Source organism: Mesorhizobium sp. L2C084A000 (genome assembly GCF_000502875.1).
GTDB lineage: Bacteria > Pseudomonadota > Alphaproteobacteria > Rhizobiales > Rhizobiaceae > Mesorhizobium.
In genome coordinates, this window is record NZ_AYWX01000001.1 from 773,331 (window position 1) to 787,494 (window position 14,164).

8 protein-coding genes, 1 tRNA gene and 1 pseudogene are annotated in these 14,164 nt (G+C 62.1%); 3 read left to right on the forward strand and 7 right to left on the reverse strand.

Features of this window, described 5'->3' with window-relative positions; genetic code table 11:
• Positions 1-204: 204 nt before the first annotated feature.
• Entirely contained in the window at positions 205-1,818 is a 1,614-nt protein-coding gene (locus tag X735_RS162090) for a caspase family protein (RefSeq protein WP_023809167.1), read from the forward strand.
• Between the two features lie 37 nt (positions 1,819-1,855).
• Here X735_RS162090 and X735_RS01000000165505 read toward each other — a convergent pair.
• Positions 1,856-2,393: pseudogene (locus tag X735_RS01000000165505) on the reverse strand (OmpA family protein).
• A 161-nt stretch (positions 2,394-2,554) separates the two neighbouring features.
• Here X735_RS01000000165505 and X735_RS162085 point away from each other — a divergent pair.
• A complete protein-coding gene (locus X735_RS162085; RefSeq protein ID WP_245273063.1) occupies positions 2,555-3,184 on the forward strand; it encodes a hypothetical protein in 630 nt (209 codons plus the stop codon).
• Here the strand turns inward: X735_RS162085 and X735_RS162080 are convergent.
• The 6 genes from X735_RS162080 to X735_RS162060 all read right to left on the reverse strand — a co-directional run bounded on the left by X735_RS162080 (position 3,166) and on the right by X735_RS162060 (position 9,986).
• Positions 3,166-4,410 carry a caspase domain-containing protein gene (locus tag X735_RS162080; protein WP_023809169.1) on the reverse strand — a complete coding sequence of 415 codons (1,245 nt, stop codon included), beginning with the start codon at positions 4,408-4,410 and terminating at the stop codon, positions 3,166-3,168. The genes X735_RS162085 and X735_RS162080 overlap by 19 nt on opposite strands.
• A 7-nt stretch (positions 4,411-4,417) precedes the next feature.
• A complete protein-coding gene (locus X735_RS162075) occupies positions 4,418-5,524 on the reverse strand; it encodes an OmpA family protein (RefSeq protein WP_023809170.1) in 1,107 nt (368 codons plus the stop codon).
• 186 nt (positions 5,525-5,710) lie between these two features.
• On the reverse strand, positions 5,711-6,010 hold the full coding sequence (locus tag X735_RS0133520; RefSeq protein WP_245273064.1) for a hypothetical protein: 300 nt from the start codon (positions 6,008-6,010) through the stop codon (positions 5,711-5,713).
• A 17-nt stretch (positions 6,011-6,027) separates the two neighbouring features.
• The gene (locus X735_RS162070; RefSeq protein ID WP_023809172.1) at positions 6,028-8,577 is read right to left on the reverse strand and encodes a caspase family protein; all 2,550 of its coding nucleotides are present in this window, start codon (positions 8,575-8,577) and stop codon (positions 6,028-6,030) included.
• Between the two features lie 515 nt (positions 8,578-9,092).
• A tRNA-His gene (locus X735_RS162065) sits at positions 9,093-9,169 on the reverse strand.
• A 358-nt stretch (positions 9,170-9,527) separates the two neighbouring features.
• Positions 9,528-9,986, reverse strand: a complete 459-nt coding sequence (locus X735_RS162060; RefSeq protein ID WP_013530255.1) for a phasin — start codon at positions 9,984-9,986, stop codon at positions 9,528-9,530.
• A gap of 247 nt (positions 9,987-10,233) precedes the next feature.
• Here X735_RS162060 and X735_RS162055 point away from each other — a divergent pair, with 247 nt between their 5' ends.
• Entirely contained in the window at positions 10,234-14,007 is a 3,774-nt protein-coding gene (locus tag X735_RS162055; protein ID WP_023809173.1) for a PAS domain S-box protein, read from the forward strand.
• Positions 14,008-14,164: the final 157 nt, after the last annotated feature.

The window sequence follows — 14,164 nt, forward strand, 5'->3', positions numbered from 1 at the left end:
GGTTCATGAGTTCACCGTCAGACCATTGGTGTTCCGGCTGCAAAGTGTTACTATGGACAACTTTTTTCGGGTCCTTTGTGAACCAAGACCGTGGTCAGGATCACATACGCCCAAGAGCCATTTTGGCATAAGCGACATTGTCGCTGACGAAATTGAGCATGCGCAGACATCAACAGTGCGCCCTGCTGGGCGGAGGGCTGGTCCATGAAAGCGTTCATCGTATTTCTGAGCGGATTTCTCCTTTTTATCCTTGCCGCGTTCAGCGCTGAGGCAGCCGCGCCCGACGCCAAGCGCGTCGCACTGGTCATCGGCAACAGCAAGTATGTTCATGCTGTCGCTTTGCCCAACCCCGCCAACGACGCGCACCTCATCGCCTCCACGCTGCGCAATGCCGGCTTCGAGGTGATCGAGGGGATGGATCAGGACAATGCCGGCATGCACAGCCTCATCAGCCGGTTCACAGAGCAGTCTTACGATGCCGACCTCGCCGTCATCTTTTATGCCGGGCACGGCATGCAGGTCGACGGCAAGAATTTCCTGATACCGGTCGACGCCGAGTTGACGTCGCCGGCCTATCTCAAGACCCGCACCATTCAGGTCGAAGACTTCCTGGCGGCGCTGCCGCCTGATCCGGCGGTCGGCGTCATCATACTCGATGCCTGCCGCGACAATCCACTCGCCAGGACGTTGGCCGCCTCGCTGCCGAAGTCGCGTTCGTTGGGGTCCGGTCTGGCACCGATCGAAGCAAGATCGGACGGCGTAGGCACGGGCGGCATCCTGATCGCCTATGCAACGGATCCGGGCGCCATCGCTTTCGACGGCAACGGCGTCAACAGCCCTTACTCCACGGCGCTCGCCAGGCACCTGACCGAACCCGGCATTGAGATCCAGAGCGCGCTGACGCGCGTGCGCGGCGAAGTGACCGAGACGACGCAAGGTCGCCAGAGGCCTTGGCACAACGCGTCGCTGGGGCGCGAGGTCTTCATTGGAAAACCCGTTGTCGTGGCGGCGCCTGAAGCACAGCCTGCCAATGCCGGGGCGGCAACCGCCCCCACGCTGGTGGTTGGTGACCCGCCTTCCTGGGAAGTCGAGCAGCGGCTCTGGGATGAAGCCTCCAAGCGCAACTCGGTGCCGTTCTACGAGGCCTATCTCGAGCAGTTCCCAAACGGCCGCTTCGCCACGGTGGCGCGGCTGAACATCGACGAATTGAACGACCCGGAAGCCCAGAACCGGCAGGTCGCGGCACTCGATACGGACCAGGCGAACGCCAGTTCCGGCTCCGCAGTGCGCACCTCGGTCGGCGTCCCCGACGAGGTGAAGCAAACACCGGGCACCGAGTTGACGGAAAATGCCATTGGCCTCGACCGCCAGGGTCGCATCGACTTGCAATTGCGCATCGAAGCGTTGGGCAACGAGCTTGGCCGCGTCGACGGAAACATAGGCCCACAGACCCGCCAGGCGATCGGTATCTGGCAGGTGGAGAACGGCCTGCCGCAGACCAGCTATCTGACACGCGAGCAACTTGCATTCCTCGTGATCCAGACTGATCCGATGATGGAAACCGTGCGCGCCAGATATGCTGCCGATCAGGCCCGTGCGACGCAGCCGAAAAAACAGGTGGTAAAGAAGGTCCGCACGCAGAGACCGGTGGCACAGAAACCCCGCAAACAACAGCAGGTCGTTCAGAAGCGGCGCAACCGGGACACAGTGGTGCGGCAGGATGATGATCTTCCGCCGCCCCGGGATAACAACGACTTCCTCACCAAGGCGCTGATCTTCGGCACCGGTGTGGCTGTGGGCGGCGTGCTCAAGAACTGACCGCCGGCGTTCCTGGAACAGTGGCACGCGGTAGGTGCTATTGCGTCTTTATCCGCATTTCCACGCGGCGGTTAGCCGGATCGTACGGGTTGGGGCTGCGCGGATTCTTTTCGCCCATGCCGATCGGGTTGATGCGGGCGGCCTCGACACCATTGGCCGTCAGGAAGGCTGCCACCGATTGCGCTCGCCGTTGCGACAGGCCCTCGTTGTAGTGGACCGTGCCGGTGGCATCGGTGTAGCCTTCGACAACGAAGTTGAATGTGCTCAGCCGCCTGTCCTTCAGGGCCTTGGCGAACTCGTCGAGTTCACTGCGCGCTGTCGCGTCGAGTTCGGCCGAATCCAACCCGAAATTGATCAGCATATCGAGGCTGGATTTTTCGGCCGGCGCGTCTTTTGCCTTGGTCTTGCTCTTGCACTCTTCCTCGGTTCCTACACAAATTCCTCGCGACTTGCCGAGGTCGGCGGCGCCGGCAAAAAAACTTCACGATGTCTTCTGATTTCTGAACAGGGTCGGCGGAAGCGTGAGTCGAGAAAAACACGACTGCCAACACCAAGGCTGAACTGCCCCACTGCATAGCGGTTACTCCTGTTTGAGCATCCGATTTCGATGGTGGTGATCATACCAAATTCCGGGGCAATTGTCTGTCGATAAACGCCAGGGGATGCGGCGGTGCCGGCAGTTGTTGCAGCGTCACCGGTTGAGACTTGACCCGCGCCGCGCCTGGGGCTTGAGTGGTTGGAGCTTCTCGATGAAGGCGTGGCGGTCATGGCCAATGAGCTCCGATTCAAAACGGCACAGGATCTCTTCATGGCTTGTCCCGCTATTGCCCGGGACATGAGAGCCCTTCCAACCGAACAGCAATCGATCGAGTTTTGCCGCGACCTGCTCGCCGGGCGCGTTCCCGAAGAGGCGATCACGTTCTGTGCCTACCTGCTTCCCGACCGGGCTGCGGTCTGGTGGGCGCATGAATGCCTGAGCCATCTGAGCGAGTTGCTCGATGGAACTGATCACGAGTTGCTCGCCTATGTTCGCGACTGGGTCGGTGAACCGGACAGCCATCGCCCCGCGGTGAGCCAGGCAGAGGCAACGCCGCCAACAACGCCGGGAGCCTGGATTGCCCGGGCGGCGGGATGGCGTGACAATGGTTCCTTTATTGTCGGATCTGTTGTCGGCGCAGAAGCACCATCGGCCTTGCAGCCGTTTCCTGCCGCCCATGCAATCAATGCGGGTGTTCTGGCCGGGCTGGCGCGTGTCGCACTGGTGGACCGCTTTGCCGTTCTTTCCGCGTTTGTCGAAATGGGCATCCAGATGGCCGAGATCGAGGCCCTGCGCCAATCGGCGGATGCTTACTTGCAGCCACCTTGAGCCCATTTGGCAAGCGCCACCTTGAAGCGCGTTCCAAGTGGATGTTGCAGGCGCAAAACAGAAGCATCGTTGGTGGCGAAATTTTTCGCCTGTTCGCATAGCCGTGCCTCGTCCCATTCATGGCAGCCGTCGCAATGTTTGTCCTCCCATACCGACTTGTCCAATCCCTCCACCGGGCTGAACAGGGGTTTGCCCTTGATCAGCTGGGCGATGCTCTTGCCATCGATTGCCGGATCACCGAAATCGATCGGATGGTCGAAAAAGATCGGATCGTCCGAAGCCAGCCTGGGGATCTTCTGACGCAGCACATCGAGCGCAAGCTGGTCGTCACTTTGGCCTGATGCGCCTGCAGCGCCGGTGTTGCTTGCGTCGGAGCCGCCTTCGGTTGGAGGTGCGCTCGCCTCGCCCACGATCAACGGCGCATTGAGATCGACCTTGTGCAGAACGACATCCGTTTTCAGCGAAACGTTGATCCAGGGACGCTGCTTGCCGGAGGTTGCCTTGAAGACGTCGCTGGTGACCCTGTTCATGGCGTCGGTGATGGAGACGTTGGATTCGCCGATACGCTTGAGGAGCGCCGAGGTGAAAGGCGAATGTTCGCCCGACCCGTCATAGGCAAGTTGATTGGGACTGGCGGCGAAAGCGACGAGCGTGCCGGTGCCACCATTCTCTACCGGGATCTCGGCAAGGCCGCTGCTGGCGCCGTTGACGCCCGCGGTCTTGGCCAGCACCTCGGCGAGGGGATTGTCGCGGCAAGCGTCGAGAAACACCAGACTGATGCTGGTCTCTCGCGACATCTGGCGCAAAACGAAATCAACCGACACGGCTTCGAAGTCGACGGAGGTTTCATCTTCCAGCGCAGCGTCGACTGGAAGCAGATAGTTCTTGCCCGCAACCTGCAGGCCGTGGCCGGCATAGAAAAACAGCGCGATGTCGGCACCGCGCACCTGTTTCGCGAACTGCACGATCGTCGCCTGTGTCTGCAGCTTGGTCAGGTCGAAGCCGGAAACGACCTCAAAATCGAGTTTCTTCAAGCGTTCGGCCATGGCCTGGGCGTCGCGCACCGGATTGGCGAGCGGCGCCGCGTGCTGGTACTGGGAATTGCCCAGAACCAGCGCGATGCGGCGCTCGGCACTGGCGGCTGTTACAGTCAAAAGCAAGGCAAGCGCGGCAAGCCCGGCGGCACGAAAGAGGCCACCGCAACAGGCGATCAGATCGGACCTCACCGGAACCTCAGTTCACGGGCTTGGTGGCGGAAAACTCGATCCGCCGATTGAGCGCCTTGTTCTTCGGCGTATCGTTGGCGGCAACCGGCCGCTCCTCGCCATAGCCGGCGGCGCTGACCTGATTGCGCGGAATACCCTCGGCAATCAAGGCGTCGGCAACCGCGTGGGCGCGCCGCTCCGACAACTGCTTGTTTGCGTCCGGCGATCCATCGGAATCGGTATAGCCGGAGATCTCGACCTTCAGGCTTGGGCATTTGCCAACGACACCTTCGACCTCCGTCAGCAATGGGCGGCTTTTCGCATCGAGCCGCGCGCTGGCCGGCCGGAAGTAGATGGCGCCGGTGCGTGAGAGCACGGCAAACCTGTTCAAGCATTCCTCATCGCTGAAGTTCGCCTTGGCGGCGTCGGTGGCAACGGGACCTACATCGGTCGAACTCGCCGCGGCGGTCTGGGTTGCAGCGGGCTTGCTGCCGTCGGCGGTGAAGACGAAATCGAACGACACCGACGCGGTGGGCACGATGTTGGTGACGTTGGCCGCCTGCTGGAGTTTGTCCACGTTCGGCAGCAAGCCGAAATCCTCCACGTGAACCGCGACGGGAGCTTCCGAAGCAACGGAGACCATGTCGTCACTGATCATGGTGACGACGATGCTGGCCTCGAGGTCCTTGTCGACGCCGTGCAGATTGAGACGGAAAGGCAGCGTCGACTTCACCCTGCGTTTTGTCGCGAGATCGGCGAATGCGGCGGGATCCACATTGGCCGTCAGCTCGGCCGTCGGGTATTTGAATGTCTCGAAAAACAGGAAGCGCATGCGGACATTGCGCAGGTCGACGCCGGTATCGACCGAATTGAGGTCGAAGGTGACCTTGGCATCACCCGCCGAGCTGAGCGTGCCGGTGATGTTCCTGATCTTGTTTGTCTCGACGATCGTGTTTTTCTTCACCGACTGGTAGGTGATCACCGAAGCCGTGGGATCAAGCGTCCAGTTCGGCGCTGCGTTGGCGGCTTGCGATGCGAGTAGCAGCAAGCCGGAAAGCGCGACGATCAGGCCAAGACCTCGTGTGGCGGGGCCTTTCAGCCTCGTCTTCCACCAGAATGCGACGACTTCGAACATGGAACGCCCCCTGACCAGGACCACCGTATCGACACGACACCTGGCGAGAGCATAGAGCACTTGCGGCTGGTTGGCGAGCAGTTGCAGCCGGTCTTCCGGTCAAGGTCCGGGGGCAGAGTTGGCGTGTCAAATGGTGGCAGGCGGCCTCGGCGAGCGGTGCCGCGAAACCCTGACCTGCTGTTAGCATTATCCCCAGCCGCCGCCTCCGCCACCAGTGCCACCGGTGCCGCCATTGCCGCCGCCCAAAGGTGGAACGACGACAGGTGCGGTTTCCTCAGTCGGTTCGACGAGTTTCTTGGCGATAGCCTTCTTCTGCCTGGTGATCTTTGGCGTGGTCGTCGTGCGAATGAGCTTCGGCCTGTGCTTTGTCGTCGTCACCGTCGGTTCGGCCTTGGGCGCGGGCGCAACGGACATGCAGCCCGCTACTGCCACCAGAGCGCCGGATAGAACTGTGGCGATCAATGCCTGCTTCACTGCCCTGCCCACGATTGCCTCCTCACTGATCAAAACAAGTCCCGACGCGGATTGGCTTGCTCCCAGACCGCTCTGGCCGCATTGACCAGTTGGTCGTCAAGCGAGCCCTTCGCCGGGATCTTCGACTTGAGTTCGCCACGCAATTGCTTGAGCGCGGCCGTTTTCGTCTTCACTTCGAATTTCGTCAGCGTCGTCTGGGCACCCGGCAATTCCTTGCGAAGATCAAGCGCGACCGCAAAGGCCAGATAGCGCACCGCTATCGTCTGGTCGGCATTGGCGCCCTTCTGCATTTCGAGCGCTGCGCGATCATATGCGCCGGACTGATCGCCGCGTGCCGTGGCCAACTCGAACAGTCTTTGCGCTTCGTCGAGGTTTTGCTCGACACCAACGCCATCCCGGTACATGCGCGCAAGGCTGGCCGGAGCGTAGGGCTGGCCTAGATCCATAGCCTTCTGGAATAGCCCCTGCGCCTGCTTGGGGTCCTTTTCGACACCCACGCCGGCCAGGTAGTTACGGCCGAGAAGGTTCATAGAATACATGTCCTGTCGCTGGACGCCGGCCTCCAGGAAGGCAACTGCACGGGCCGGGTCGGCGGTCACGCCGTTGCGGCCTTCCGTGAAGATCGCGGCGAGATCGTTCATGGCATAGGTGTGCCCCATCGCGGCCGCCTTGAGCAGCAGGTCCAGACCTTTGGCGGTATCAGGCTTGACGCCATAGCCATTGAACAAGGCGCGGCCCCACGACGTCATGCCGTAGGGATCGCCCTTGTCGGATGCCGCGGCGTAAAGCGCGTTGGCCTGCGTGCGGTCGATGACCAGACCGGTTCCCGTCGCATACATGTAGCCGAGTTCGAACACAGCACGCACATGTCCCTTCTTGGCGGCCTCCTCGATGGCTGTCTTCGCTTCCTCGACCTTGCCAGTTGCGAGCAGCGCGCGCCCCAGTTCGTAGCGGAAGCGTGGGACATCGGGATAAGCCTTCACAGCGGCTTCGCAAACCTCCACGGCGCCGGCGCCGATTTCGTTCGGCAGCAGGCCGGGAACGACGCCTTGCAGGTCCAGAGGCTCGCCGGCGGCGGAGTCGCACGGATCGACGGTTGGCGACAGTTTCATCGTGGCGGGCTTGGACGAACTGCTGTCCGCACGGATTTCGAAGCCGACCTCGACCGGCGCGGCTACGCCGATCTGAGGTTCGTAGCGCAGGCGGTCGACTTCAGCGGCCATCAGGCTGGACTGAGGTGACAGGGTTCTGTCGGGGAGCGAAAGGGTTCCTGTCGCGGGATATGCCGAAACTTTGAGACTGACCGCGGGATCGTCGGTCGGGAAATCCAGGTTAAGCGCAACCGGGCCCACGCCAACGGGAACATCAATGTCACGGTTTTCGATCGCCTCGGCGGCACCTGTGATATGAATGCCGCGCTCCACCACCTGTTGCTTTTGCTCGGCCGCGAGCGAGGCCATGACCTGTTCGCCATGGGCGCCTTCGCCGCTTTTGACCCGGAACACCAGGATGCCCTGGCTTTGACCGCCCCAATTGTCATGCGTGGCGTAGGCCAGCATATCCACCTCGTCCTGCGCGTCGACCCCCTTGGGCACATCCATCTGCAAACGCGGCAGGTCCTTGCCCTGGATCGGTTCGCCAACCTCGACAGGTTCGCCGTCCAGCATGAGGCGGCCGAGAGCAGGTGGTCTCTCGATGCTCACGGTGATCGTTCCGCCGTCGACATCGACCGGTTCCGGCAGGCCGAGATCGACTGGGCCCACTCCCGACAACACGATTTTCTCCAGCACCGGCGGCAGCGAGGGGCGGTTGCTGCGGCGCATCAGCACCACTTCGTCGATCAGCGACGAGTTCTCCCAGGGAACCTGCAGGCCTTTTGTTGCCTCCACCACATCCCGGCGCACCGCCGCCATGACCGTGCGGATCTCCTGGTTCGGGGCCAGCGCGCGACGGGAAAACGCCGCCGAAAACGGACTGAGGTCGCCGCTGCCGTCATAGGCCGCCGCCCCAGGCTCGGTGGCAAAGGCAATGAGCGTGTTCAGCGAGCTTCTGACCTGCGCGAGCCCGGCGTTGCCGGAGGTGATAAGCTGGTCTCTCAGCCAGTAATTCTTGCGCGGGAACGGATTGTTGCGGCAGGCATCGAGGACGATCACCTGGATCTTCGATTTCGAACGCATCTGTTCCAGGACATCGTTGAGCTTGATGGCCTGGACCTCGATGTCCGCCGCCTGCTTCAACGAGGCATCGACGGGAATCAGGAAGTTTTCGCCGCCGATCTGGAAACCGTGACCGGAATAGTAGACGACGGCGAGGTCGGCGCCATCGATCGCGGCAAGATAATTGCGGAACTGCTCTTCGAACTGCAGCTTGGTGAGATTGCTTGCAACGAAAACTTCGAACCCTGCCAGTCGAAACGTCTTGGAGACGTCCTCGGCATCCTTGACCGGGTTCTTCAGCGCCGGGAATTGCCGGTAGTCGGAATTGCCGATCACCAGGGCGACCCGTCGATCGGCCGACGCATCGAAGGTCGTAAGGGCCGCTACGAAGAAGACCGCGATGAATCCGCAAAGTCGGAGCATGGCCTGTTTCCACCGTCGCTACCTGATGACCACAAGCCCCCAAGGTTGCGGTATCAAGGCTGTTAAAGAGCTCACAATCAGCCGAGACAGGAACAGAAAACAAAAAACCGTCGCGACAGCAGGCACTTTCCCATCCGATCAGGATCTAAATTACCTCAGAGCCGAGCCATCCGCAATGAGTGTCAAACGGCGCCGGCATGGCTGTCTGGATCCGACGCACCCGCCAAGTCCCAATCCAACGACGGGTGCGCCTGATGCCATCCATCGGCTCCCACGGTGGACGGGAAGCGGTCCACCGAAGCCTTTCCGGTTCGATTTTCTTCGCCAAGAATCCTGCGGTTTCCGACAATGATCATCGCGTGTCGCAAAAAAGCTTTTTGGTATCAATCACTTCGCGTCGCTTCCGAGCGCACCCAGTTCCTATTTGTGATACACATTGTGAGACCTACTGTGATACAAATTATGTCCCAAAGGTAAACTTTTACAATAAATTCAATTACTTACTGGAAAACCGATGGTACCGTTGGCTGGGATCGAACCAGCGACCTCCGGATCCACAATCCGGCGCTCTAACCATCTGAGCTACAACGGCACGTTGCCCGAGCGGATCGAAACAGAAACTCATCCGCCCGCTCTGTCGTTCGGCGATGCGTCCTTACGGGCTTATGGATTCTAATTCAAGGCTTTTGGAAAGCAAAGGTCACTTCCCCACATCGACGCGGCATTTGCCTGGCAAGAAGACCAGGCGCCGGACAAAGAAAAAGGCCGGCGGGAGGAGGTGCCGGCCTTTTCCTGTTACGAGCCAGCGGGAGGAGGTGCTGGCTGGTCACCCCGGGGAGCAGAGGGAGGAGGTTCCACTCACCGGGTATTCCTTGATGGCTGCCATCATACACCCGATCGTTTTTAAGAAAATGCGACCTTTTGTTGCATCTTCCGATCATGCGCAAATGTTAGGCAACCTTGATTTCCTTCATCGCCTTCTCGAAGGCGGTCTTGATCGGCTTGGAGACGTCCTCGGCCGCCTTGGAGGCAACGGCCTGGAAGTCCTTGGCCTGCTCGACGGTCGATTCGACGCGCTTGCGCAGGAAGGCGGTCTGCAGCTCGACGACTTCCGACAGCGACTTGGCGCCGATCAGGGCCTCGAGGTGGGAAAAACCGGCCTCGGCATTGGCACGCAAAGCGGAGATGGTCTTGAGCGACAGGTCGTTGGAAACGGTCTTGGCGGTCTCGTAGGTCGACTCCAGAGCCTTCTGGGTCTCCTCGGCGCCGGTCTTCAGCTTGGCGTAGGCCTCTTTCGACTGCTCAACGCCCTTTTCGGCGAAAGCGCGGATCTGGTCGGTGGCCTTGGAAGCGTCGAAGCTCGGGAATTCAACGTTTTCGATCGTCTCGGCGGTCTTGGTCCTGGACATTTTCCATCCTTTTCAGCGGCAGCGGCTTTGACAGAAAGCCGTCTCGTTCATGTATGATGGCAATATAAAGGCAAATTTTGTGCATTGCAATATCTTTGTTGCAGTGCACCATAAATTTCTTTGGGCCGTTAACCAAGAGCCCAGATTCCGGCCTTTGCACGTTCTGGCTTGTGGACCTTCGCGCCTCCGGCTTTTATTAACAAAGCGTTAACTGCAAAATCGCCGCTCCGTGAGGTCCGCCAAGCGCATGCCGTCCGAATACTCCTTCCTCGATGTCGCCGTGCTCGACGCGGTCCGCCAGCGCTTTGCGGCAGGCGACGCGATCGCGATCCTGTCGGCGGATCTGGAGCAGGTGATCTGGGCCAACGGGCCAGGAGCCGCGATGTTCGGGTATCCCGACATCGAGGCGATCATCGGCGCCTCGGCGCAGTTGCCCGTGATCGCCAGGCGCCAGATCATGGCGACCAGCGGATTTCCCGAGATTGGCAGTGACCGCGCCATCATGGTGCGGCTGGCGACCGGAATGACCAGCCGCGCCGTCGGCTTCCTGGCCAGTGCGGTGACCATGCCGGACGCCGAAAAGGCGATCATGCTGGCAGTCCCGGCGGCTCAGACCGGGTCACGCAATGCCAGCGAAATCGCCGCGCGCGCCATTAGCGGCTTCACCGAGGATGGTCATTTCATCGCCTTTGTCGATGCCAGGGGCAGCGTCGAGGCGGCCTCGGAAGGATTTTCGGCACTGGGCATCCTGCCGGAGACGCTGGCGGCACTGGTTGCCGACGTCGCAGCCGAGAGCGACCGCATCGTCAAGCGCCTTGTCCCCGGCGGCACGGCCTCCTATCCAGCGGGGCTGGCAAGATTGACCGAGGAGCGGCATCTGCTGGTGGTGATTGACGAGGACCAGCTCGACGACACCGCCCCTGCGGGCGAACATCCTACGCAAACCATTGCCGAGACGGCACCTGCTGGCGACGCGGCCTCCCAGCCGGAACAGGGTCGCGAGGCACCGACCGACGAACCGAGCGCCTCGCAGCCGGCCGGCGACATCGCCGCATCGCAGCAGCATGGGATCGCCGATGCGATCGGACAGGCGCCGACGGCGGCCAACGGCGATCAGCCGGCAGCAGAGCGTATGCCCGCGCAGCACGACCATTGGTACTTCAACGCCGGCGAAGACGGAGGGCAACAGGCGCCGCGACCTGCCGCGTCCGGACCTGAAGCGCCTCAAGAGCCGGCCGCCCTGGAAGTCCAGTCCACGGCCACGCCGACGACCGTCTCGGCGATAGACAGCGCAGCGGCGCCGGTGCGCTTCGTCTGGCGCACCGATGCCGAAGGCAAGTTCAGCGCGCTGTCGCCGGAATTCGCCGACATCGTTGGCAAGCCGGCGGCCGACGTGATCGGCCGCCGCTTCAGGGATGTCGCCGCTACATTCGGCCTCGACCCCTCCGGCGAGATATCGGGGCTCCTCGAACGGCGCGATACCTGGTCCGGGCGCTCCGTGCTGTGGCCGGTCGTCGGCACCGATCTGAAGATACCGGTCGACCTGGCGGCGCTGCCTGTCTATGGCCGCAGCCGCGCCTTCGAGGGTTTCCGCGGCTTCGGCGTCGCCCGCGCCAGCGACGCGGTCGTCGATCCGGAGGCCATCGGCATGGCGCTGGTGCCCAATAGCCAGGCGCCGGCAACGCCGGAACCACAAGCCATCCAACCCGCACCCGAACAGCCGAACGCTGAGGAGCCCAAGGCCGAGGACACGCAGGCATCGGATCCGTTCAAGGGCGAGGTGCCGGCGTTGACTATCGTGCCGAAACAGGAGCGGCGCTTTGCCGACAAGGTGATCCGGCTCGCCGAACACCGCCAGCCAGCCAATGACAAGGGTCTGTCGACCCTGGAACGCAGCGCGTTCCGCGAAATCGGCGAGCGGCTGAAGAAGGATAGTGCTCCGGTCGAGCCGCCTGAGGCTGAGACTGCGGAGGCGTCGACAGCGGAGGCCGAGGCTCCGGTCAAGCCGTCCGACGACCCGATGCACAGCGGCGTCATCCCTGCGTCAGGGCCAGAGAACGAACCGGTCGAGCCACCCGATGTCGATGCCGAAGACGAGCGGGATCTGGTACGGCTTGACGGTCACGCGGACGAAGCGGCTCGTGAAGCCCCCCCTGGGATGAATGTGACGGGCTCGTTGCTCGACTATGCCGGCCAAGATGACGAACGTGGCCCCGTGGCGGCGGAACCAGAGAACACCGCTGCCGTTTCGCCCGGCGAAAAGCCTGAAGCCACTGACGCGACACATGATGGCCTCGATGACGACAGCATGACGTCAGCAGATTTTCGCGATGCCGAAGACAGTGAGGATTGGGCGCAGCCCGACGAGGAAGCCGCGCCGCCCGACGAGCAGGCGGTTGCCGAGGAAACCGTCAATGCAGGCGGCGACGCGGCGGAAATACGCGTCGAGCGCCCTCGCCTGCAGGTGCCGCCGCTCAAGGCCGAAGGGTTCGTACCGTCGGCGTTTTCCGCCGGAGATGAACACAAGGCTCCGGACACGTCGCTGCTCGGCAAGCTGCCCGTGCCGCTGCTCATCCATTCCGGAGACCAGTTGCACTATGCGAACGAGGAATTCCTCAGCCTGACCGGCTACGAGGCGCTTGACGATCTGGCGGATGCCGGCGGCCTCGGCGCGTTGTTTGCCGACCCCTACGCCGATGACGGCGTTTCCGACGGCACCGATCGCGCGCTGCGGTTGAAAACACGTGACGGACAGGAATTCCCGATCGAGGCCATTTTGCGCTCTGTCCCCTGGCGCGACGGCAAGGCGCTGATGCTGGTCGTGCGACGCTCCGGCGAGGATGATGCGCCGGCGAGCCTGCATGTGGTTGGCGACGAGCAGACGCAGCCGGACATTTCCGAGCTCAAGGTGCGCATCGCCGAGATGCGCACCATTATCGACACCGCCACCGACGGCGTCGTGCTGATCGGCCGTGACGGCACCATCCGATCGATCAGCCGGCCGGCTGAAGCGCTGTTCGGCTTCGACAGCGACGATGTGACCGGCAAGCCGTTCGCCTCGCTGTTTGCGATTGAAAGCCAGCGCGCGGCACGCGACTATCTCAATGGGCTGTCCGAGCCCGGCGTGGCGAGTGTCATGAACGACGGCCGCGAGGTGATCGGGCGCGAATCGCAAGGACGCTTCATTCCGCTGTTCATGACCATCGGCCGGCTGCCCAACGACAGCGGCTTCTGCGCCGTCGTTCGCGACATCACGCAGTGGAAGCGGGCCGAAGAGGACTTGACGCAGGCACGTGCGGTGGCCGAGCGCGCGTCCTCGCAGAAGACCGATTTTCTGGCCCGCATCAGCCACGAGATCCGCACCCCGCTCAATGCCATCATCGGTTTTTCGGAATTGATGGTCGACGAGAAATTCGGACCTGTCGCCAACGACCGCTACCGCGACTATCTGCGCGACATCAACCGCTCGGGCAATCATGTGCTCGACCTGGTCAACGACCTGCTCGACATCTCCAAGATCGAGGCTGGCCAGCAGGAGATGGCCTATGAGGCGGTGTCGCTCAACGACACGCTGGCCGAAACGGTGGCGATGATGCAGCCGCAGGCCAACCGCGAACGGGTCATCATCCGCTCCAGCTTCGCTTCGCGGCTGCCGGAAGTGGTGGCGGACCTGCGCAGCGTGCGCCAGATCGCGCTCAACATCCTGTCGAATGCCATCCGCTACACCCAGGCCGGCGGCCAGGTGATCGTCTCGACCGCCTATGAGACGTCGGGCGACGTCGTCATGCGGGTGCGCGACACCGGCATCGGCATGAGCCATGCCGAGATCGAGCAGGCGCTGAAGCCGTTCAAGCAGATCAACGCCCTGAAGCGCGGACGCGGCGACGGGACCGGGCTTGGACTGCCGTTGACCAAAGCGATGGTGGAAGCCAACCGTGCCCGGTTCACCATCAATTCGACACCGGGCGAAGGCACCCTGGTCGAGGTGGCTTTTCCGTCGACCCGTGTGCTCGCGGAATAGGTCAGCCCTCTACGGTCCCGATAAAAAGAAAAGGCGCCCAAAGGACGCCTTAAGAGATGGGATTGCTGTCACAACGGGGGCTTGAGCGAATTCGGATCCTCGGGGCTGAGGAACGGGATTTCTCCCTCAAGTTACGTGCGACTATCGACGCCGGACC

Coding starts and splice junctions, on each gene's coding strand:
- X735_RS162075 (WP_023809170.1), bottom strand. CDS start 5,524: ATGTTCGAAGTCGTCGCATTCTGGTGGAAGACGAGGCTGAAAGGCCCC.
- X735_RS162070 (WP_023809172.1), bottom strand. CDS start 8,577: ATGCTCCGACTTTGCGGATTCATCGCGGTCTTCTTCGTAGCGGCCCTT.
- X735_RS162060 (WP_013530255.1), bottom strand. CDS start 9,986: ATGTCCAGGACCAAGACCGCCGAGACGATCGAAAACGTTGAATTCCCG.
- X735_RS162055 (WP_023809173.1), top strand. CDS start 10,234: ATGCCGTCCGAATACTCCTTCCTCGATGTCGCCGTGCTCGACGCGGTC.
- X735_RS162090 (WP_023809167.1), top strand. CDS start 205: ATGAAAGCGTTCATCGTATTTCTGAGCGGATTTCTCCTTTTTATCCTT.